The organism is Facivitalis istanbulensis, from assembly GCF_040560405.1.
GTDB classification, from domain to species: Bacteria; Pseudomonadota; Alphaproteobacteria; order Sphingomonadales; family Sphingomonadaceae; genus Sphingomonas; species Sphingomonas istanbulensis.
In genome coordinates this window covers 148,411-169,292 of the sequence record NZ_JAVSCQ010000001.1, presented here as the reverse complement: position 1 = coordinate 169,292, position 20,882 = coordinate 148,411, and the positions used below count along the sequence as shown (strand labels likewise).

22 protein-coding genes and 1 tRNA gene are annotated in these 20,882 nt (G+C 65.9%); 11 read left to right on the top strand and 12 right to left on the bottom strand.

Annotation, left to right across the window (positions count from 1 at the left end; translation table 11 throughout):
- Window positions 1-19: 19 nt before the first annotated feature.
- From tgt to RN629_RS00825, 11 genes are all read right to left on the bottom strand, one after another.
- Window positions 20-1,165, bottom strand: a complete 1,146-nt coding sequence (gene tgt, locus RN629_RS00875; RefSeq protein WP_407033377.1) for a tRNA guanosine(34) transglycosylase Tgt — start codon at window positions 1,163-1,165, stop codon at window positions 20-22.
- Window positions 1,162-1,686, bottom strand: coding sequence for an EF-hand domain-containing protein (locus RN629_RS00870; RefSeq protein WP_407033376.1), 525 nt, complete (start codon window positions 1,684-1,686; stop codon window positions 1,162-1,164). Before RN629_RS00870 ends, tgt begins: the two co-directional genes overlap by 4 nt.
- Window positions 1,683-2,720: a tRNA preQ1(34) S-adenosylmethionine ribosyltransferase-isomerase QueA gene (queA, locus tag RN629_RS00865; protein WP_407033375.1), complete on the bottom strand. Its 1,038-nt coding sequence runs from the start codon at window positions 2,718-2,720 to the stop codon at window positions 1,683-1,685. The genes RN629_RS00870 and queA overlap by 4 nt, the downstream gene beginning before the upstream one ends.
- The gene (locus tag RN629_RS00860) at window positions 2,717-3,481 is read right to left on the bottom strand and encodes a peptidylprolyl isomerase (RefSeq protein WP_407033374.1); all 765 of its coding nucleotides are present in this window, start codon (window positions 3,479-3,481) and stop codon (window positions 2,717-2,719) included. Before RN629_RS00860 ends, queA begins: the two co-directional genes overlap by 4 nt.
- A gap of 196 nt (window positions 3,482-3,677) precedes the next feature.
- Window positions 3,678-4,181: a pantetheine-phosphate adenylyltransferase gene (gene coaD, locus RN629_RS00855; RefSeq protein WP_407033373.1), complete on the bottom strand. Its 504-nt coding sequence runs from the start codon at window positions 4,179-4,181 to the stop codon at window positions 3,678-3,680.
- On the bottom strand, window positions 4,178-5,077 hold the full coding sequence (locus RN629_RS00850; RefSeq protein ID WP_407033372.1) for a polyprenyl synthetase family protein: 900 nt from the start codon (window positions 5,075-5,077) through the stop codon (window positions 4,178-4,180). Before RN629_RS00850 ends, coaD begins: the two co-directional genes overlap by 4 nt.
- Before the next feature lie 2 nt (window positions 5,078-5,079).
- A complete protein-coding gene (locus RN629_RS00845) occupies window positions 5,080-5,319 on the bottom strand; it encodes an exodeoxyribonuclease VII small subunit (RefSeq protein ID WP_007406073.1) in 240 nt (79 codons plus the stop codon).
- A 79-nt stretch (window positions 5,320-5,398) separates the two neighbouring features.
- Window positions 5,399-5,578, bottom strand: a complete 180-nt coding sequence (locus tag RN629_RS00840; RefSeq protein WP_407033371.1) for a hypothetical protein — start codon at window positions 5,576-5,578, stop codon at window positions 5,399-5,401.
- Window positions 5,579-5,623: 45 nt separating this feature from the next.
- Window positions 5,624-7,363, bottom strand: coding sequence for a sensor domain-containing diguanylate cyclase (locus RN629_RS00835; protein WP_407033370.1), 1,740 nt, complete (start codon window positions 7,361-7,363; stop codon window positions 5,624-5,626).
- 156 nt (window positions 7,364-7,519) lie between these two features.
- On the bottom strand, window positions 7,520-9,838 hold the full coding sequence (clpA, locus tag RN629_RS00830; protein ID WP_407033369.1) for an ATP-dependent Clp protease ATP-binding subunit ClpA: 2,319 nt from the start codon (window positions 9,836-9,838) through the stop codon (window positions 7,520-7,522).
- A 194-nt stretch (window positions 9,839-10,032) separates the two neighbouring features.
- A complete protein-coding gene (locus RN629_RS00825) occupies window positions 10,033-10,227 on the bottom strand; it encodes a DUF1192 domain-containing protein (RefSeq protein WP_407033368.1) in 195 nt (64 codons plus the stop codon).
- Between the two features lie 125 nt (window positions 10,228-10,352).
- On the opposite strand from RN629_RS00825, the gene RN629_RS00820 reads away from it, so the two are divergent.
- The 3 genes from RN629_RS00820 to RN629_RS00810 all read left to right on the top strand — a co-directional run bounded on the left by RN629_RS00820 (window position 10,353) and on the right by RN629_RS00810 (window position 13,001).
- Window positions 10,353-11,363, top strand: coding sequence for an NAD(P)H-quinone oxidoreductase (locus RN629_RS00820; RefSeq protein ID WP_407033367.1), 1,011 nt, complete (start codon window positions 10,353-10,355; stop codon window positions 11,361-11,363).
- A 111-nt stretch (window positions 11,364-11,474) separates the two neighbouring features.
- Window positions 11,475-12,176, top strand: a complete 702-nt coding sequence (locus RN629_RS00815) for a hypothetical protein (protein ID WP_407033366.1) — start codon at window positions 11,475-11,477, stop codon at window positions 12,174-12,176.
- A 147-nt stretch (window positions 12,177-12,323) separates the two neighbouring features.
- Window positions 12,324-13,001: a DUF1013 domain-containing protein gene (locus tag RN629_RS00810; RefSeq protein WP_407033365.1), complete on the top strand. Its 678-nt coding sequence runs from the start codon at window positions 12,324-12,326 to the stop codon at window positions 12,999-13,001.
- A gap of 224 nt (window positions 13,002-13,225) precedes the next feature.
- Here the strand turns inward: RN629_RS00810 and RN629_RS00805 are convergent.
- A tRNA-Trp gene (locus RN629_RS00805) sits at window positions 13,226-13,301 on the bottom strand.
- Between the two features lie 317 nt (window positions 13,302-13,618).
- Here RN629_RS00805 and rpsL point away from each other — a divergent pair.
- The 8 genes from rpsL to RN629_RS00765 all read left to right on the top strand — a co-directional run bounded on the left by rpsL (window position 13,619) and on the right by RN629_RS00765 (window position 20,878).
- Window positions 13,619-13,990: a 30S ribosomal protein S12 gene (rpsL, locus tag RN629_RS00800; protein ID WP_007406072.1), complete on the top strand. Its 372-nt coding sequence runs from the start codon at window positions 13,619-13,621 to the stop codon at window positions 13,988-13,990.
- A 66-nt stretch (window positions 13,991-14,056) separates the two neighbouring features.
- Window positions 14,057-14,527, top strand: coding sequence for a 30S ribosomal protein S7 (gene rpsG / locus RN629_RS00795; protein WP_007406077.1), 471 nt, complete (start codon window positions 14,057-14,059; stop codon window positions 14,525-14,527).
- A 147-nt stretch (window positions 14,528-14,674) separates the two neighbouring features.
- Window positions 14,675-16,750 (top strand): elongation factor G, encoded by a 2,076-nt coding sequence (gene fusA, locus RN629_RS00790; RefSeq protein ID WP_407033364.1) that lies wholly within the window; start codon window positions 14,675-14,677, stop codon window positions 16,748-16,750.
- A 137-nt stretch (window positions 16,751-16,887) separates the two neighbouring features.
- Complete coding sequence (gene tuf / locus RN629_RS00785; RefSeq protein WP_407033363.1) at window positions 16,888-18,078, top strand: elongation factor Tu; 1,191 nt, start codon at window positions 16,888-16,890, stop codon at window positions 18,076-18,078.
- Window positions 18,079-18,611: 533 nt separating this feature from the next.
- Window positions 18,612-18,920, top strand: coding sequence for a 30S ribosomal protein S10 (gene rpsJ / locus RN629_RS00780; RefSeq protein ID WP_007406109.1), 309 nt, complete (start codon window positions 18,612-18,614; stop codon window positions 18,918-18,920).
- Window positions 18,921-19,209: 289 nt separating this feature from the next.
- On the top strand, window positions 19,210-19,944 hold the full coding sequence (rplC, locus tag RN629_RS00775) for a 50S ribosomal protein L3 (RefSeq protein WP_407033362.1): 735 nt from the start codon (window positions 19,210-19,212) through the stop codon (window positions 19,942-19,944).
- A gap of 3 nt (window positions 19,945-19,947) precedes the next feature.
- Entirely contained in the window at window positions 19,948-20,574 is a 627-nt protein-coding gene (gene rplD, locus RN629_RS00770; protein WP_341505342.1) for a 50S ribosomal protein L4, read from the top strand.
- Entirely contained in the window at window positions 20,567-20,878 is a 312-nt protein-coding gene (locus RN629_RS00765) for a 50S ribosomal protein L23 (protein ID WP_407033361.1), read from the top strand. The genes rplD and RN629_RS00765 overlap by 8 nt, the downstream gene beginning before the upstream one ends.
- Window positions 20,879-20,882: the final 4 nt, after the last annotated feature.

Here is a 20,882-nt window from a genome sequence, read left to right as displayed (position 1 = left end):
TACTCTCCTACTCGACCCTTTATTCGCCCCCAGCGTAGCGCGCGCGGAAGTCGTCTGCAAAGGCTGTCAGGCGTCCTTCGCCGATCGCGGCGCGCAGATCGGCCATCATCTGCTGGTAGAACCAGATATTATGCTCGGTCATCAGCATCGCGCCCAGGATTTCGCCCGCGCGCACCAGATGGTGGAGATAGGCGCGGCTGTATGTCGCGCAGACCGGGCAGCCACAGGCGGGATCGAGCGGCCCCTGATCCTCGGCGAAGCGCGCGTTGCGGATGTTGATCGGGCCGTGCCGCGTGAACGCCTGCCCCGTCCGCCCCGAGCGGGTCGGCAGCACGCAGTCGAACATGTCGACCCCGCGCTCGACCGCGCCGACGATATCGGTCGGCTTGCCGACGCCCATCAGGTAGCGCGGCTTGTCGGCGGGCAACTGGCCGGGCGCGAAATCGAGGCAACCGAACATCGCCTCCTGCCCCTCGCCGACCGCGAGGCCGCCGATGGCATAGCCGTCGAAGCCGATATCGATCAGCGCGTCGGCGGAAGATTTGCGGAACCCTTCATCCAGCGCGCCCTGCTGGATGCCGAAGATCGCATTGTCCTCGGCATGCTGCCCACCCGCGTTGAAGGCGTCGCGGCTGCGCCGGGCCCAGCGCATCGAGCGTTCCATCGCGGCGGCCTGCACCTCGCGCGTGGACGTGGTGGGGACCAGTTCGTCGAACGCCATGACGATGTTCGATCCGAGCAGCCGCTGGATCTCGATCGAGCGTTCGGGGCTGAGCAGATGGCGGGTGCCGTCGAGATGGCTCTTGAACGAAACGCCGTCCTCCGAGCGCTTGGTCAGGTCGGCCAGGCTCATCACCTGATAGCCGCCCGAGTCGGTCAGGATCGGCCGGTCCCAGCCCATGAAGCCGTGCAGCCCGCCCAGCCGCGCCACCCGCTCCGCACCGGGGCGCAGCATCAGGTGATAGGTGTTGCCCAGGATGATGTCCGCGCCGCTCGCGCGCACGTCGCCGGGCTTCATCGCCTTGACGGTGGCGGCGGTGCCGACGGGCATGAAGGCGGGGGTGCGGATCTCGCCGCGCTTCATGGTGATGGTGCCGGTGCGGGCGCGGCCGTCGGTGGCGTGGATGGCGAAGGAGAAACGAGGGGGGGAGAAGCGGGCGGTCATTTTCGGTCTCTGCGACGCTCGCCCTTGGGGGCCAGCGGTCCGGTCGGGCCATTGGCGTCGACGGGGATGGTACGGATGGTTAGCGCCTCGGGCCGGCTGATCGCGCCGTCATGGTCGCGGTCGAAGCGTGAGAACAGGCGCGAGAAATGCGCCTGCAACTCGGCCAGGGTGATGCGGTTGTCGTTGTTCCTGTCGACGTCGAACGGGCTGGGCAGCGCATTGCGGTCGCCCAGCCAGCGTTCGGCCCAGTCGGCGAACTGGAGATAGCCGATCGATCCCTGATGCGTGGTGTCGATCGCGTCGAAGCTGCGCTTCAGCCCCGTCTCCATCTCTGCCCGGCTGGTCTTGCCGTCGCCATCGGCGTCGAGCGTGGCGATCATCATCGCCACAGGCTCGACCACCATGGTCGCGGGCGTCTGCGCGAAGGGGGTCGGGCGCGCGACGACGGTGACCGTATCGTTCGCGCCCTGATCCGCCTGCGCCGTCGCCGCCTGCATCAGCAGCAGCGCCAGCCCCATCATGCCGCCCGCTCCGGCAGCAGCAGCGAGCCGTCGCCATAGCTGTAGAAGCGATAGCCTTGCGCGATCGCATGGGCATAGGCGGCCTGCATCCGGTCCAGCCCCATCAGCGCCGAGACCAGCATGAACAGGGTCGAGCGCGGCAGGTGGAAATTGGTCATCAACCCGTCGATCCCGCGAAAGCGATAGCCCGGCGTGATGAAGATCGCCGTGTCCCCCTCGAACGGGCGGATCAGGCCATCCTCGCCGGCCGCGCTTTCGATCAGCCGCAGCGAGGTGGTCCCGACCGCGATCACCCGCCCGCCGCGCGCGCGGACCGCGTTCAGCCGGTCGGCGGTTGCGGTATCGATCCGGCCCCATTCGGCATGCATCTTGTGATCGGCGGTGTCGTCCGCCTTGACCGGAAGGAAGGTGCCCGCGCCGACATGCAGCGTCAGCGTCGCATGCTCGATCCCCGCCGCCGCCAGCGACGCCAGCAGATCGGGCGTGAAGTGCAATGCCGCCGTCGGTGCGGCGACCGCACCGGGCTCGTTCGCGAACATCGTCTGATAGTCGGCGGAGTCCTGTTCGGTCACGCCGCGCTTCTGCGCGATATAGGGGGGCAGGGGCATGGTGCCCGCCCTTTCGAGAAGCAGTTCGACCGGCTCGTCCCCCGCAAAGTCGAGGGCGAAGCTGCCATCCTCGGCCCGGTCGCTGGCGGTCGCGCGGACGTCCACGCCGAAATCGATGACATCGCCCTCGTGCAGGCGCTTGGCATTGCGGATGAAGGCGCGCCAGCGGCGTGCCCCCTCGCGCTTGTGCAGCGTCGCGCCGATCCTCGCCTCGCCGCGCGTCCCCTGCAACTGGGCGGGAATGACGCGGGTGTCGTTGAAGACCAGCAGGTCGCCCGCGCGCAGAGCATGCGGCAGGTCGCTCACCCGCTGGTCGCGGGTGGCGGCACCGTCGAGGACCAGCATCCGCGCGGAGTCGCGCGGGACGGCGGGATAGAGCGCGATCCGCTCGGGCGGCAGCGCGAAATCGAAAAGGTCGACGTTCACTTGGTGGCCGTTGCCGCCTTCTTGGCCGGAGCCGCCGCCGGGTGCCGCGCCGGAGCCGCGCGCGGCTTGGGCGACGCGGCACCGGGCAGGGTCACGGGCGCGCCCAGATCGGGCGTGGCGACGGGCGCGAGCGGGACATAGGCGGGGGGATTGTCCGCCGCGATATAGGCATGGATGATCCGGCTGGGATTGACCGGCGGCTCGCCCCGCTCGATCGCATCGACATATTGCATCCCGTTCAGCACGCGGCCGAAGACGGTGTATTTCTTGTCGAGCGCGAAGCGCGGCTGGAAGACGATGTAGAACTGGCTGTTGGCGCTGTTCGGATCTTCGGCGCGCGCGGCGGCGACGGACCCGCGCACATGCGGCAGATAGTTGAACTCGGCGGGGACGTTGGGCAGGTCCGACCCGCCGGTGCCGTCGCCCTTGGGATCGCCGCCCTGCGCCATGAAGCCGTCGATCACGCGGTGAAAGGACAGCCCGTCATAGAAATGACGGCGCGTCAGCGTCTTGATCCGCTCGACCATCTTGGGCGCGACATCGGGGCGCAGCCAGATGGTCACGCGCCCGCCGGTCGACAGGTCGAGCAGCCAGAGATTCTCCTTGTCGGTGATCGGTGGCGGGGTCGGACGACCCGCCACATTGTCGTCCAGCACCTGTGCCACCTTGGCGGGATTCTGGGTCTTGGACTGGGGATTGGCCTGGGCCGGAACGGCGATCAGGCTGGCCATCATCATGGCAAGAGCGGCGAGAACGCGCATCACATCTCTATCGACAAGGAAGGGAATGGGGTGGCTGTAGAGCAAATCGCCCCTTGCGCCAAACTGAACCTGTACGGGGCGGAGCAGCATGCCCCGGACGCCGTCGCGGCAGGCCCGGCGCATGGGCGAGGCGCGTGGAACAGAGAAGGTCCCTGCTCCGCTTTCGCTGCCGCCTGTCGACCTGCGGGGCCGGGCGTTAGCTGCCCCGGCGGCCGATCCTGTCCACCCGCGCCACCACATCGGCACGAACGGTGGGGGTCACGAATTTGCTGATGTCCCCGCCATAGATCGCGATTTCCTTGACCAGGCGGCTGGCGATCGGTTGCAGGGCGACATCGGCCATCAGGAAGACGGTTTCGACGCGCGGATTGATCTGCTGGTTCATCCCCGCCATCTGATATTCATATTCGAAATCGGCGACCGCGCGCAGGCCCCGGACGATCACCTTCGCGCCTTCGCGTTCGGCAAAGTCCATCAGCAGCGAATCGAACGCCACGACATGGATCTCGCCCGCGACGTCGGCCACCTCGCGTCGGACCATCTCCATGCGCTCGTCCAGCGTGAACATCGGCGATTTGGACGGGTTTGTCGTAACCCCGATGACCAGCCTGTCGACCAGCTTCGCGCCGCGCCGGATGATGTCCATATGCCCGAGCGTCACGGGGTCGAACGTGCCGGGATAGACGCCGATCCGGGTCATCGGTCACGTTCCACGACATAGGCGGCGATGGCGCGCAGCAGATCGGCCTCGGGGCCATAGTCGCGCAGATGCTCGATCGCCTGGTTGACCAGCATCCGGCACTGCTCGCGCGCGCGTTCGACGCCGAGCAGGCTTAGGAAGGTCGCCTTGCCCGCCTCCTTATCCTTGCGCAGCCGCTTGCCCGCGATCGCCTCCTCGCCCTCGGCATCCAGCAGGTCGTCGGCGATCTGGAAGGCGAGGCCCAGGTCATGCGCATAGCCGCGCAAATGGGTGCGTCCCTCGGGGGCAACGCGGCCGAGGATCGCGCCCGCCTCGACCGCGGCGCAGATCAGCGCGCCGGTCTTCATCTGCTGAAGCCGGGTGACGGTGGGCAGGTCGAACACCTGCCGCTCGGCCTCCAGATCCATCATCTGGCCGCCCGCCATCCCGCTGGGCCCGGAGGCGCGGGCGAGGTCTAGGATCAGTTCGGACCGGACAAAGGGGTCGGGATGCGTCGAGGGACTCGCCAGAATCTCGAAGGCCAGCGCGTGCAGGCAGTCGCCCGCCAGGATCGCCGTGGCTTCGTCGAACGCCTTGTGGACGGTCGGCTTGCCGCGGCGCATATCGTCATCGTCCATCGCGGGCAGGTCGTCATGGATCAGCGAATAGACGTGAATGGCTTCCAGCGCGGTCGCGACCCAGCCGGTGCATGTGCGGTCCACGTCGAACAGCCGCGCGGTGGCGAAGACCAGCAGGGGGCGCAGCCGCTTGCCACCGCCGATCGCGGCATGGCGCATCGCGGCATAGAGCGAGGTGCGCGGGTCGCCCGGATCGGCCAGCAATATGGCGAGGCGGGAATCGACATCGCGCGCGACTTCGTCCAGCGCCGCGCGCAGGTCCAGCGTGGTTGTGGCCACGCTCAACCGGCCTGGAACGGGCGGGTGCCCGCGGCCTTGCCTTCGGCGTCGAGGCGGATGGCTTCGATCCGCGCCTGTGCGGCGTCGAGTCGCTCGGCGCAACGCTGGCGCAGACGATCGCCGCGCTCATAGAGGCGAATCGATTCGTCGAGCGTCGCTTCGCCGCTTTCCAGCCGGCCGACGATCCTCTCCAACTCCTTGAGGGCGTCCTCGAACGTGAGTTCTTCGATGGGCGTATCCATGGACTCGCTATGCGGCACGCTCGACGGGGACGCAAGGCGGGTCGCGCGATCAGCGCGGGACGGCAGGCGAAATGCGCCGTCAGCGCAGCCGGTTGACGGTCCAGGTGTACAGGATCGAGACGCCGAACAGCCCCAGGTCTATGGCGGCCTGTACCCGGCGCGGCGACTGGTCGGTCAGGTCATGCGTGATGAGGCGGATATCGGCGGTCGGATGCCGATAGGCCAGCGTCGTCAGCGCCAGCACCGCTATCCCCATCATGATCCGTCGTTCGCGCAACGTCCGCCCTCTCCCAAGCGCCCGATGCTACGGCGAGACCGGGCGCGGGGCAAGGGGGCGGCGGGGCAGGGGGTGGAGTTTGACCTCGGCGTCGATGGTGACGCCCCAGCACGCCCGGTCGCGCCCGCCATCCTTCGCGGCGAACAGCGCCTGGTCGGCTTCCCGGTACAGGCGGTGCCAGTCGGCTTCGTCGTCCATCGGCCCGGTACACAGGCCCAGGCTGGCGGTGATCGCCAGGCCGGAGGGATAGCGCGCGCGGCGCAACCGGGCGAGCAGCGCCTCGGCATCGATCGCGCGATCGGCATCGGCAAGCAGCGCGAACTCCTCGCCGCCGATGCGCGCGATCAACATGTCCGGGGGCACCGCGTCGGTCAGCGCCCGTGCGAACAGCCGCAGCACCTCGTCGCCGCCGTCATGGCCGAGCGTGTCGTTGATCCGCTTGAAATGATCGATATCGGCCAGGATCAGCGTCTGCGGCCCGCTACGCCCGATCGCCTGGTCCAGAAAGGCGCGGCGGTTGAACAGGCCGGTCAGCGAATCGGTATCGGCCAGCCGCCGCGCGACACGCTCGTCGGCGCGCGCCAGGTCGCGGTCGCGGCTGAGCAGATAGATGCGGTAGGCGACGCCCAGGCCGGCGACCATCGCTTCGACGCCCATCGACAACACGGTCGACTGGTCCAGCCACGGCCGCCAGGCGATCAGGTGCAAGGCGTTCAGCACGCGCAGCATCGCAAAGGCGATCGGCATTCCCCATCCGATCGCAAAGACCCAGAGGAAATTGCTCCGCAACCGCCAGGCGTGAATCATCACTGTGACGAGAAAGACGAGCAGCACCGCGAAGCCCATGACGATGACCAGGTCGATCTCGCGAATCCACAGCGGAGCGAGCAGCGCGAAGGCCAGATTGGGAATGGCCAGGATGAGGAAGGTGGCGAGGGCCAGCTTGTCGAGCCAGCCGCGAAATACCGCCGGCTCGAAGAAATAGCGCGCGAAGATCACGATGGTGAGCGCGGTCCCGCCCAGCATGATCGCGTTCCAGCGATGGCGTTCGTTATTGTCGAGCCAGGGCAGCCACTGGCCGATCAACCCCGATGAGCACAGGGCATAGCCGGTGATGAAGAACAGCAACAGGCAATAGACCGGCTGGAGCGGCTGGCGCAGCGCGGGCCAGAGCGCGAGATTGTAGAGGCCCAGCGCCACCACCATCCCCATGATGATTCCGTATAGCAGCCCCAGCGACGACTCGATCGCCAATATGTCGGCATAATGCTCGATCCGGGCACCGCGAACGACACCGCGCATATTGGCCGCGCCCCTGGCTTCCCACAGCACCTGCACCGGCCGGACCTTGTCGCGGGGGAGCGGGACCGCGATCACCGCCCCCAGCAGCAGATAGCGCGACGTCGTCGCGCTGGTGAAGGCGACGCTGCGGATCCGCCCATCGGCATAGAGGATGTGGAGGGTCGTGGCGTTCTGCCAGGTGCTGGCGAAGCTGATGCTGAGGCGTTCATTGGGGGCGCCGGGCAATGGCGGCAATGGTTGCGACAGGACCCAGAAATCGCCCTCGCCATAGGAGGACTGATCGCGGCTGCAATCGAAGCCCCGGACCGCCGCGAACATCGCGCGGGCGTTGTCGCCGGGCTGAATCGGGCGGATACAGGTGCGGACCGGCAGGCCCGCCTGCGCAAGCGCGGTCCCGAACGGCCAGGCGACCGTCAACAGCGCCATCACCAGCGCCAGTAATCTGATCGAACCCGCCCCACTCATTCCCAGCAATCGTCCCCCAAAACGGCGAAGTTTCGGTTAATATGACGGTGGCGGGACATGCGGTGGCCGATCGGGCACCATATTCAAGCGCCCGGACAAGACCGGGACCGGGTATTGCAACCCGGCCCCGGTCCTTGCCTCATCGAACCTTCGCGATCATCCCGCGTCGACTTCCGCGGGCTTGCCGCCCTTTTTGCGCGGCTTCTTGGGCGCGGCGGGCTCGATCGCGAAGGACAGCGCGCCGTCCTTCATCCGCACCGTCACCTCGCCGCCATGGACCAGCTTGCCGAACAACAGTTCCTCGGCCAGCGGCTGCTTGATCTTCTCCTGGATCAGGCGGCCCATCGGACGCGCGCCGTACAGCCGGTCATAGCCCTTTTCGGTGAGCCAGTTCTTCGCCGCGTCGTCCAGGCTGATATGGACGTTGCGATCCGCCAGCTGGAGTTCCAACTGGAGGATGAACTTGTCCACCACCCGCGCGACGACCTCGGGCGGAAGATAGCCGAAGGGCACGATCGCATCGAGGCGGTTGCGGAATTCCGGCGTGAACATCTTCTGCACGGCCTGCTCATCCTCGCCCTCGCGGGTGAGGTTGCCGAAGCCGACCGTCTCGCGCGCCATGTCGGCGGCACCCGCATTGGTCGTCATGATGATGATCGTATTGCGGAAATCGACCGTCTTGCCGTGGTGATCGGTCAGCTTGCCATTGTCCATCACCTGCAACAGGATGTTGAACAGGTCGGGATGCGCCTTCTCGATCTCGTCGAGCAGCAGCACTGAATGCGGATTCTGGTCGACCGCGTCGGTCAGCAGCCCGCCCTGGTCATAGCCGACATAGCCCGGAGGGGCACCGATCAGACGGCTGACCGAGTGACGCTCCATATATTCGGACATGTCGAACCGCTGGAGCGGGATGCCCAGGATCGTCGCGAGCTGGCGCGCCACCTCGGTCTTGCCGACGCCGGTGGGGCCGGTGAAGAGGTAGTTGCCGATCGGCTTGTCGGGATCGCGCAGGCCCGCCCGGCTCAGCTTGATCGCCGAGGACAGATTCTCGATCGCGGCATTTTGGCCGAACACCACGCGCTTGAGGTCGGTCTCCAGCGTTTCGAGCTGCTGGCGGTCGTCGGTCGACACGCTTTTGGGCGGGATGCGCGCCATGGTGGCGATCACCGCCTCGATCTCCTTGGGGGTGATCGTCTTCTTGCGCTTGCTGACCGGCACCAGCATCTGCATCGCGCCGACCTCGTCGATCACGTCGATCGCCTTGTCGGGCAGCTTGCGGTCGTTGATGTAGCGCGCCGACAGCTCTACCGCCGACTTGATCGCGTCGGGGGTGTATTTGACCTGATGGTGATCCTCGAACGCCGAGCGCAATCCGGTCAGGATCTTGATCGTATCCTCGATCGTCGGTTCGTTCACGTCGATCTTCTGGAACCGGCGCAGCAGTGCGCGGTCCTTTTCGAAGTGATTGCGGAACTCCTTATAGGTGGTCGAACCGATGCAGCGGATCGTGCCGCCCGACAGTGCGGGCTTGAGCAGGTTGGACGCGTCCATCGCCCCGCCGCTGGTCGCGCCCGCGCCGATGACGGTGTGGATCTCGTCGATGAACAGCACCGCGTCGGGCATCTTTTCCAGCTCGTTGACGACCGCCTTCAGCCGCTCCTCGAAATCGCCGCGATAGCGGGTGCCCGCCAGCAGCGCGCCCATGTCGAGCGAGTAGATGACGGCGTTCTTCAGCACCTCGGGCACGTCGCCCTCGACGATCTTGCGCGCCAGCCCCTCGGCGATGGCGGTCTTGCCGACGCCGGGATCGCCGACATAGAGCGGATTGTTCTTCGACCGGCGGCACAGGATCTGGACCGTGCGGTCCACCTCCGGCCCCCGCCCGATCAGCGGATCGACCTTGCCAGCCTTCGCCTTTTCATTGAGGTCGACGGTGAACTGCTTGAGCGCGCTCTCACCCTTGCCCTTTTCGGGCGCCTTGGCGGGCTTTTCCTCTTCCGCGCCCTTGGGCGGAGCCGATTCGGCGGTCGCGCCGCCCTTGCCGACGCCGTGGCTGATGAAGCTGACGGCATCCAGCCGGCTCATGTCCTGCTGTTGCAGGAAATAGACGGCATAGGATTCGCGCTCGGAAAACAGCGCGACCAGCACGTTCGCGCCGGTCACCTCGTCGCGGCCCGACGACTGCACGTGCAGGATCGCGCGCTGGACCACGCGCTGGAACCCGCTGGTGGGGGAGGGGTCGGTCGCCGCCTCGACCTTCAGCGCGTCGAGCTCGGCATCGAGATACTGGGCGACGGTGGCCTTCAGCTCGCCCAGGTCGACATGGCAGGCCTCCATCACCTTCGAGGCATGTTCGTCATCGATCAGCGCCAGCAGCAGATGCTCCAGCGTGGCATATTCGTGGCGCCGCACGGTCGCGGCTTCCAGCGCCTTGTGGAGCGTGGTCTCGAGCGCGGGAGCGAAAGATGGCATCTACGATACTCCAGTCGAAGCGCGGGGGAGAGGCGCTTCGTTTCGACCAATGTCGGGATGCGGAACCCCGGCATCAAGCATAGGTGGCATGGCGGCCGTGAACAAAGCGTGTCGGGCGGAGCCTTTCGCGGCGCGCGACATCGGGCACGGGCATCGGCGAAAGGCGGCGAAGCGCCAGGCCGGGCCCCGATGCCTCACCGCTTGAACAACGCGTCCGCGCTGGCGCGGTGGCGCACGGCGTGATCCATATGGCGTCGGGTCCGGTCGATCTCCCGCTCCAGCGTGGCGACCCGCAGCTCCAGTTCGGCAAGCGACAGCGGATCGAGGTCGGCCTGGGTCAGCGCCGTCAAGCTGTCGGGGATGCGGATCGGAGAATCATCCTGTTCCATAATGGGAACCAGCGTTGACCCGGCCGTTGGCGATGTCAATAACTGACCCGATAGAGCCACGGCGAAGGGGGCGGTTTATGCACGTCGTAGGTCAGTGGATGGATCGCCGTGGCGAAAGGGACGAGATGAAGAGCATCGCCGAGATTCCCGACGGGATGTTGGCCATCGATCCGGAGACCGCGGGGGGCCCCGAAGTCCTGGTTCCTGTCGAACGCCCCACGCCCAGGCCGGGGCCGGGCGAGGTGCTGATCCGCGTCGCCGCCGCCGGCGTGAACCGTCCCGACGTGATGCAACGCCAGGGCCATTATCCGCCGCCGCCGGGCGCGCCCTCGATTCCCGGGCTGGAAATCGCGGGCGAGGTCGTGGCGATCGGCGCGGATGTCGGTTCGGAACTGCTGGGACAGCCGGTGTGCGCGCTGGTCGCGGGGGGCGGCTATGCCCAATATGCCGTCGCCCATGCCGGGTTGTGCCTTCCGGTGCCGCGGGGCCTGTCGATGGAACAGGCGGCGGCGCTGCCCGAAACGCTGTTCACCGTGTGGACCAATGTCTTCCAGCGGGCCTATGCCGGGGAAGGCGATCATCTGCTCGTCCATGGCGGGACCAGCGGCATCGGCACCATGGCGATCGCGCTGGGCCGGCTGTTCGGGCTGACCGTGATCGTGACCGCCGGGTCGGACGATAAATGTGCCCAGGCGGAAAAGCTGGGCGCGGCCAAGGCGATCAACTACCGCACCAGCGATTTCGTCGAGGAGGTGAAGGCCTTTACCGGCGGCCGGGGGGTCGACATCGTCCTCGACATGGTCGGCGGCGATTATGTGCCGCGCAATCTCCGGTGCCTGGCCGAGGAGGGGCGGCATGTCTCGATCGCGGTGCAGCGCGGGGCCAAGGTCGAACTCTCGCTCTGGGACATCATGCGCCATCGCCTGACGCTGACCGGATCGACGCTGCGGGGGCGCGATGTCGAGTTCAAGGCGCTGGTCGCCGATGAACTGGCGCGCATGGTGTGGCCGCATGTCGAGGAAGGGGCGCTGCGCCCCGTCATGGATCGCAGCTTCCCGCTGGCGCAGGCGGCGCAGGCGCATGAACGGATGGAAGCGGGCGACCATCTGGGCAAGATCGTCCTCACCATCTCGTAACCCAAAGGCTGTAGCCGTGCGATCACGGCCGGGGCGCATGGCGCGTTTCCGGCACAGGATCGTACGTCCGGGCAGAGGGCCCGGCGCGGCGCTCGGGCAAAGGGAGGCAGGATGCGGCAAGCGGGACGATGGATGGCGGGGCTGGGCGTGGTGCTGTCGGCGCTGCTGGTCGCATGCCCCTGCGCGGCGCAATCGGCGCGCGAGATCCTGACCCAGGCTTCGTTCAGCGATGATGACGAGGCGAGCTCGCTACGGCGGGTCGCCGCGGCCTATGCCGCGGCGGGCAATATGCTGCATCGGTCGCCCGATGATCGCGAGGCGTTGCTGATGCGCGCGACCGCGCTGGGCTACCGGGCCAAGCTGACCGGCAATCGCGGCGACGCGGTGGCGGCGCGGCGCGAATTCGAAGCGCTGATCGCCGAGCATCCCCTCGATGCGGAGGCGCAGCTGGGGCTGGGCGCATGGCATATCGGCGCGGTCAAGAAGCTGGGGGCGTTCGTCGGCCGCGCCGCGCTCGGGGCGCAGCGATCGGCGGGATTCGCGGCGCTCGACCGGGCGGTGGCGCTGGGCGGCGACCGGGCGATGTTTCCGGGACTGGTCGCGCTGTTGCGTCTTCAGCTCGATCCTCGCGATCCGCGCGGCAAGACGCTGGCCGAGGCGGCGGTGCGGGCGGCGGCGCCGACTCCGATCGACCGGATCGTGCAGCGCGCCGCCGTCACGGTCCTGGCCTCGATCCGGGCCGGGGACATGCAGGCGACGCGGCGGCTGGCGTCCCAGCTTTTGCCGTTTGGCCGCTTCGACCGCGACAATTGACGCAGGGGCGGCGGGTGCGGTATTGGCCGCGCTGGCAGTTTCCCCGCGCCGCACCTTGCTCTTATGCGCGCCCCGCATTAGGTTTGCCGCCGCTAAGGCCGCTCCGGTGAGGGGCGGCCCTTTTATTTTCCGACTGGAGTGATCCCCGTGGCCCAGCCGCTCATGCCCCATGCGACCGCTTCCTGGCTGGTCGACAACACCTCGCTCTCCTTCGAGCAGATTGCGGATTTCTGCGGCCTTCATATCCTGGAAGTGCAGGCGATCGCCGACGATACCGCGGCGACCAAGCTGACCGGCCGCGATCCCGTCCGCGCGCATGAAGTGACGCAGGACGAGATCGAAAAGGGGCAGGCCAACCCCGATTACCGCCTGAAGATGACTAAGGGCCCCGAGCAGGTCCGCCGCACCAAGGGGCCGCGCTACACGCCGGTCAGCAAGCGGCAGGACAAGCCGGACGGCATCGCCTGGATCATCCGCAACCATCCCGAGATTTCGGACGGCGCGATCAGCAACCTGATCGGTACCACCCGCACCACGATCGCCGCGATCCGCGACCGCAGCCACTGGAACATCGCCAATATCACGCCCAAGGATCCGGTGACTCTGGGTCTGACCACCCAGCGCGAGCTGGACGGGGCGGTGGCGAAGGCCGCGAAGACGACGGGCGGCAATGGCGATGCGCAACCCACCGACGCGCGGCTGGAAGGCGACCGCGAGGCGCTGCTGGCGTCGCTGCGCGCCGAGCGCGAGCAGCAGAGCCGCGACGTCAGCGCGCCCTATCATGGCGACGATGTGATTGATCCGCACTCGCTGTTCCGCAACTGATCGGGGCGGGCCTGGGCCCGTCGATCGGATGGAAAGGGGGTGTCCACCGGCTTGGTGGACGCCCCCTTTTTGCGTGGCCGATCGGAGAATGGCGCATGGCCCGCGCCGATGCGGTGGAAGGACCGGGCGTATCTCATGGCGAAAGGGGGCCGATATCTGGGATCGACGCGAATCCATGGCCGCCACAGCGGCAACGTCCCATATCCGGCGATGTCAGGGGAAAGTGGCAGGAGTGCACGGACTCGAACCGTGGGCCCTCGGTTTTGGAGACCGATGCTCTACCAACTGAGCTACACTCCTGCGAGGCGGCTGCCATTAGCTCGCCTGATCGGCGAGGGCAAGCATCCTTGCGGTGATTTTCGGACATTTTTGCGATGGGGCTTCCGGCGGCCGGCCCGGCTGCGACCCGACAGGGCGTTGACCCTGGCGGGACTCACGCGTATAGCCCGCCACTGCACGAAGGGGATTTTCCGGATTCGGGACTTATCCGTCGGGCAAGCTTGAACATTGCTGGATGCGAAATATGGGCCGGGCGCAAGCCGCGATGGCCCCTTTTTGTATTCCGAAGTGCTGTGATGGCTCCAGCAAAGTAACCTCATGGAAAGGTGAAGGCTTCAATGCCCACGATCAACCAGCTGGTCCGCAAGGGCCGCGAACTGCAGAAGGCCAAGTCCAAGGTCCCTGCAATGGAGCAGAACCCGCAGAAGCGCGGCGTTTGCACCCGTGTCTACACGACGACCCCGAAGAAGCCGAACTCGGCCCTTCGCAAGGTGGCCAAGGTCCGTCTGACCAACAGCCGCGAAGTCATCTCGTACATCCCGGGCGAAGGCCACAACCTGCAGGAGCACTCGGTGGTGCTCATCCGCGGCGGCCGTGTGCGCGACCTTCCCGGCGTGCGCTACCATGTGCTGCGCGGCGTCCTCGACACGCAGGGCGTGAAGGATCGCAAGCAGTCCCGCTCGAAGTACGGCGCCAAGCGTCCGAAGTAAGCCGGTCGGGCCTGTCATCAGGCTCCTCGACCATCCAAGGCTGAAGTTTTGTAAGGAAATACGAGAATGGCTCGTCGTCGTCGTCCCGAAAAGCGGGAAATCCTGCCGGATCCCAAGTTCGGGGATGTGGTCCTGTCGAAGTTCATGAACTCGGTCATGCTGGACGGTAAGAAGTCCGTGGCCGAAGCCATCGTCTATGGCGCTCTGGAAACCGTCGAGACGCGCGCCAAGCGCGATCCGATCGGCGTGTTCCACGACGCGCTGAACAACATTAAGCCGGGCATCGAAGTCCGTTCGCGCCGCGTCGGCGGTGCGACCTACCAGGTCCCGGTCGAAGTCCGCCCGGAACGTGCGCAGGCGCTGGCCATCCGCTGGCTGATCGGCGCGTCGCGTGCCCGTTCGGAGAACACCATGGCCGCGCGTCTGTCGGGCGAACTGATGGACGCCGCGAACAATCGCGGCAACGCGGTCAAGAAGCGCGAAGATACGCACCGCATGGCGGAAGCGAATCGCGCCTTCTCGCACTACCGCTGGTAAGGGCCTTGCGGCGGACCGGGATTATTTCCGTTCTGCCGCAACCTTTTCGAAGCGCGGTGCCGGCGGTCTTCCGCTGGTCACGCAAACAGCCTATATAAGGGGGAGCCGGGCCGACCGGCTCCCCCCTACGCTTGAGGAAGATCGATCATGGCCCGCAGCCATCCGCTCGAGAAGTATCGCAACATCGGCATCATGGCGCACATCGATGCCGGCAAGACGACGACGACCGAGCGCATTCTTTATTACACCGGCAAGTCCTACAAGATCGGCGAAGTGCATGAAGGCACCGCCACCATGGACTGGATGGAGCAGGAGCAGGAGCGCGGCATCACCATCACGTCGGCCGCGACGACCTGTTTCTGGAACGACAACCGCATCAACATCATCGACACCCCCGGGCACGTCGACTTCACCATCGAGGTGGAGCGTTCGCTCCGCGTGCTCGACGGCGCGGTCGCCTGCTTCGACGGCGTGGCGGGTGTCGAGCCGCAGTCGGAAACCGTGTGGCGTCAGGCCGACAAGTACGGCGTGCCGCGCATGTGCTTCGTCAACAAGCTCGACCGCACCGGCGCCGACTTCTATTTCTGCGTGAATTCGATCATCGAGCGCCTGGGCGCGCGCCCGGCGGTCCTGTATCTGCCGATCGGCATCGAGGGCGGCTTCAAGGGCCTCGTCGACCTGGTCGAGAACCGCGCGATCATCTGGCTCGAGGAGTCGCTGGGTGCGAAGTTCGAATATCAGGACATCCCGGCCGACATGGCCGAGAAGGCCGCGAAGTATCGCAGCGACCTGATCGAAATGGCCGTCGAGCAGGACGACGCCGCGATGGAATCGTACCTTGAAGGTAACGAGCCGTCGGTCGAAGAACTGAAGAAGCTGATCCGCAAGGGCACGCTGGAAATGGCGTTCGTCCCCGTGGTCTGCGGCTCGGCGTTCAAGAACAAGGGCGTGCAGCCCCTGCTCGACGCGGTCATCGACTATCTGCCGTCGCCGCTCGACGTTCCCGCCATCAAGGGCGTGAAGCTCGACGGCGAGACGCCGGACGAGCGTCCTTCGTCGGACAGCGAGCCCTTCTCGGCGCTGGCGTTCAAGATCATGAACGACCCGTTCGTCGGTTCGCTCACCTTCGCGCGCATCTATTCGGGCAAGCTCGAAACCTCGTCGCAGGTCCTGAACTCGGTGAAGGACAAGAAGGAAAAGATCGGCCGCATGCTGCTCATGCATGCGAACAGCCGTGAGGACATCCAGGAAGCCTATGCGGGCGACATCGTCGCGCTGGCGGGCCTCAAGGACACCACCACGGGTGACACGCTCTGCGCGCAGAACGCCCCGATCATCCTCGAGCGGATGGAGTTCCCCGAGCCCGTGATCGAGCTGTCGGTGGAGCCGAAGACCAAGGCCGACCAGGAGAAGATGGGCGTCGCGCTCAATCGTCTCGCCCGCGAGGACCCCTCGTTCCGCGTGACCTCGGACCCCGAGTCGGGCCAGACCATCATCAAGGGCATGGGCGAGCTCCATCTCGAGATTCTGGTCGACCGCATGAAGCGCGAGTTCAAGGTCGAGGCGAATGTCGGCGCGCCGCAGGTGGCGTATCGCGAATATCTCAAGAAGCCGGTCGACATCGACTACACGCACAAGAAGCAGTCGGGCGGCACCGGCCAGTTCGGCCGCGTCAAGGTCAAGCTGACCCCGGGCGAGCGTGGATCGGGCTTCGTCTTCAAGGACGAGATCAAGGGCGGTAACATTCCGAAGGAATATATCCCCGCGATCGAGAAGGGCTTCCGTGAAACCGCGGAAACCGGTTCGCTGGTCGGCTTCCCGATCATCGACTTCGAAGTCCTGCTGTATGACGGTGCGTACCACGACGTCGACTCGTCGGCGCTGGCGTTCGAAATCTGTGCCCGCGGCGCGATGCGCGAAGCGGCCCAGAAGTCGGGCATCACGCTGCTCGAGCCGGTCATGAAGGTCGAAGTCGTGACCCCGGAAGACTATCTGGGCGACGTCATCGGCGACATGAACAGCCGTCGTGGCCAGATCCAGGGCACCGATACGCGCGGCAATGCGCAGACGGTCGAGGCGATGGTCCCGCTGGCCAACATGTTCGGCTATGTGAACGCGCTCCGTTCGTTCACCCAGGGTCGTGCGCAGTACTCGATGCAGTTCTCGCACTATGACGAAGTGCCGCAGAATGTTGCGGACGAAGTGAAGGCGAAGTTGGCCTAAAAGGGCGGATCGCGCTCCGGGGCTCCCCCCATGGCGCGAATGCTCTTGAGGGCTGGCAATCACCTGAAACACCCGCTATGGGGCCGCGTTCGCGTGGCCCCGGATGCGGCACCGAATTCGATTCAGAAGGTAGGAAAATGGCAAAGGCAAAATTCGAGCGGAACAAGCCGCACCTCAACATCGGCACCATTGGCCACGTCGACCACGGCAAGACCTCGCTGACTGCCGCGATCACCAAGGTTCTGGCCGAGACGACCGGTGGCACCGCCGTCGACTTCGCGAACATCGACAAGGCTCCGGAAGAGCGCGAGCGCGGCATCACCATCTCGACCGCGCACGTCGAGTATGAGACGACGAACCGCCACTATGCGCACGTCGACTGCCCCGGCCACGCCGACTATGTGAAGAACATGATCACCGGCGCGGCGCAGATGGACGGCGCGATCCTGGTCGTGTCGTCGACCGACGGCCCGATGCCGCAGACCCGCGAGCACATCCTGCTGGCCCGCCAGGTCGGCGTGCCCGCGATGGTCGTGTTCATGAACAAGGTCGACCTGGTCGACGACGAGGAAATCCTCGAGCTGGTCGAGCTGGAAATCCGCGAGTTGCTCAGCTCGTACGAATTCCCGGGCGACGACATCCCCGTCATCAAGGGTTCGGCCACCTGCGCCCTGTCGGGCTCGAACGACAAGTTCGGCAAGGAAGCCGTCCTCGAGCTGATGAAGGCCGTCGACGACTATATCCCGCAGCCCGAGCGTCCGCTCGACAAGCCGTTCATGATGCCGATCGAAGACGTGTTCTCGATCTCGGGTCGCGGCACGGTCGTCACCGGCCGTGTCGAAACCGGCATCATCAAGGTTGGTGAAGAAGTCGAGATCGTCGGCATCAACGACACCCGCAAGACCACCGTCACCGGCGTCGAAATGTTCCGCAAGCTGCTCGATTCGGGTGAAGCCGGCGACAACATCGGCGCGCTGATCCGTGGCGTTGCACGTGACCAGGTCGAGCGCGGCCAGGTTCTCTGCAAGCCGGGTTCGATCAAGCCGCACACCGACTTCAAGTCGGAAGTGTACGTCCTGTCGAAGGAAGAAGGCGGCCGTCACACCCCGTTCTTCGCGAACTATCGTCCGCAGTTCTACTTCCGCACCACCGACGTCACCGGCACCGTCGAGCTGCCCGAGGGCACCGAGATGGTCATGCCGGGCGACAACGTCGCACTGGGCGTGAAGCTGATCGCGCCGATCGCCATGGACGTCGGCCAGCGCTTCACCATCCGTGAAGGCGGCCGCACCGTCGGCGCCGGCGTTGTGAGCGCCATCGACGCCTAAGTCCTTTCGGCGAAAGCCGTCGGACTTGACGAGAAAGGGCCGGCCCCGGCGACGGGGTCGGCCTTTTTCTGTTGTGTGCCCGCCGCCGTTGAATCGGGCGAATCGCCGGGCTTGGTCGATCGATGCTGGCAGGCGAGGGGGGCACGGTGCGAGTGGCCTGACGCTGCACTTCCCGGGCTTTGTCCGGGCCTATCTGGGCTTCGGGAACTGGGGAGCGCGTCATCGTCCGATGGACGGCGCCTCTTGTGCCCCGGCGTCCAACAAAAACCGGATTCGCCCTCTTGCGGGCACCGGGTCATGTGCGTATAGGCACGTCCCTCAAGGGAATCGGCTGGCCCCGGAAACACCGGAGTCGGCCGTTTGCTTTTAGTGAGGGCAGGGATGGTTCGCCGTTCATGCCGCAACCCAGAGTTTGTTTCGGCCCAAGGTCGCCATCGGGGCGGATCGCCGAATGCCTGGTCGGGAAACCGATCGCGTTCGTGATCCGCCGTGACGGTAGCCGGAAAGCCCGCTCTTTCGCATCGGTAGGGATCATGGACAGCAATATCCGCATTCGTCTGAAGGCGTTCGACCATCGCGTGCTCGATCAGGCGACGGGCGACATCGCCGACACCGCGCGCCGTACCGGCGCTCTTATCCGCGGTCCGATCCCGCTTCCGACGCGCATCGAGAAGTTCACGGTCAACCGTGGTCCGCACATCGACAAGAAGTCGCGCGAGCAGTTCGAGGTTCGCACCTACAAGCGGATGCTGGACATCGTGCAGCCGACCCCGCAGACCGTCGATGCGCTGATGAAGCTTGACCTCGCCGCGGGTGTTGATGTCGAGATCAAGCTGGCGTAAGAGGGCCGGTATTCCCGTGGTCGACGATTCTGTCCCACGGGATTTTGGCGTTTCCCGATTTGAAGCTGTCGGAAAACGCGCCGCGATCGCTCCCGCGATCCGGCACTCTTAAGGGATACCGCCCGGCGGCCTGACCTGATCTGGGGAAGGTGGTGCCGGGGACAGCGTCCCCCGTCTGACCGGCTTGCCGGTCGCCAGCCCGGGACGGGGGCTCGTTTCGCTTTATCCGGGCTGGATACGCCCCCCTTGAATGGTTCTTGGGGGCCTCTGTCGAGGAAGGAACAGGATCATGCGTACCGGCGTGATCGCGAAGAAGCTGGGGATGACCCGCCTGTTCCAGGACGATGGTCGGCACGTGCCGGTCACCGTTCTGGCGCTTGAAGGCGTGCAGGTCGTTTCCCGTCGCGAAAAAGACCGTGACGGCTACACCGCCGTTCAGCTTGGTGCAGGTGTTGCCAAGACCAAGAATGTTGCCAAGCCGCAGCGTGGCCATTTCGGCAAGGCCGAAGTCGAGCCCAAGCAGGTGCTGGTCGAATTCCGGGTGGATGAAGACGGCCTGCTCGATGTCGGCGCGGAAATCGCCGCCGACCATTTCGTCCCCGGCCAGTATGTCGATATCCAGGGTCGTACCCAGGGTAAGGGCTTTGCCGGTGCGATGAAGCGCTGGAACTTCGGTGGTCTGCGTGCGACCCACGGCGTCTCGGTCTCGCACCGTTCGCATGGTTCGACCGGTAACCGTCAGGATCCGGGCCGCGTCTTCAAGAACAAGAAGATGGCTGGCCACATGGGCGACAAGAACCGCACCCAGCAGAACCTGGAAATCGTGTCGACCGACGTCGAGCGCGGCCTGATCTTCGTCAAGGGCTCGGTGCCCGGCTCGAAGGGTGGCTGGCTGATCGTCAAGGACGCGGTCAAGGTTTCGCGCCACGCGGACGCTCCGTTCCCCGCCAGCATCAAGGCGGCCGCCAACAACAACGCTTCTGCCGAGCCTGCTCCGGAAGCCACCGAGAGCCAGGAGGGCTAAGTCGTGAAGGTCAAGGTTCAATCCTTCGCCGGCACCGACGCCGCAGAGATCGAGCTCAACGACGAGGTCTTCGGCCTCGATCCGCGCGCCGACATCCTGCACCGCGTGGTGACCTGGCAGCTGGAAAAGCGTCGCGCCACCGCGCGCGGCACCCGTGAGCGCGCCGATGTCGCACGTTCGGGCAAGAAGCTCGGTCGCCAGAAGGGCGGCGGTGTCGCTCGTCACGGCGATCGTCGGGCCCCCGTCTTCATCGGTGGCGGCAAGGCGCACGGCGCCCGCGTCCGTGACTTCAACCCGGGTCTGAACAAGAAGGTTCGCGCCCTGGGCCTGAAGATGGCGCTGTCGAGCCACGCCAAGGCGGGTTCGCTGATCGTGATGAACGATCTGGCCGTCGAGGGTAACAAGACGAAGACGCTGCAGGGCGATCTGGTGAAGCTCGGCTTCGGCAAGACCGCGCTGGTCATCGATGGCGACGCCGTCGAAACGTCGTTCGCGCTGGCCGCGGGCAACCTGAAGGAAATCAACGTCCTTCCGGCCGCCGGTGCCAATGTCTACGACATTCTGAAGCATGACACGCTGGTGCTGACGCGCTCGGCGGTCGAGAAGCTGGAGGCCCGTTTCCATGGCTAAGCAGCAGAAGGCGGTCGATCCGCGTCATTACGACGTGATCGTTGCGCCGCACATCACCGAGAAGGCGACGCTCCTCAGCGAGCACAACGCCGTGGTGTTCAAGGTCGCCCCCGGTGCTTCCAAGCCCGAGATCAAGGCGGCGGTGGAAGCGCTGTTCGACGTGACCGTCACCGGCGTGAACACGATCGTCCAGAAGGGCAAGACGAAGCGTTGGAAGGGTGCGCCCTATCAGCGTTCCGACATGAAGAAGGCGATCGTCACCCTCAAGGACGGTCAGTCCATTGACGTGACGACGGGGATCTGAGGCG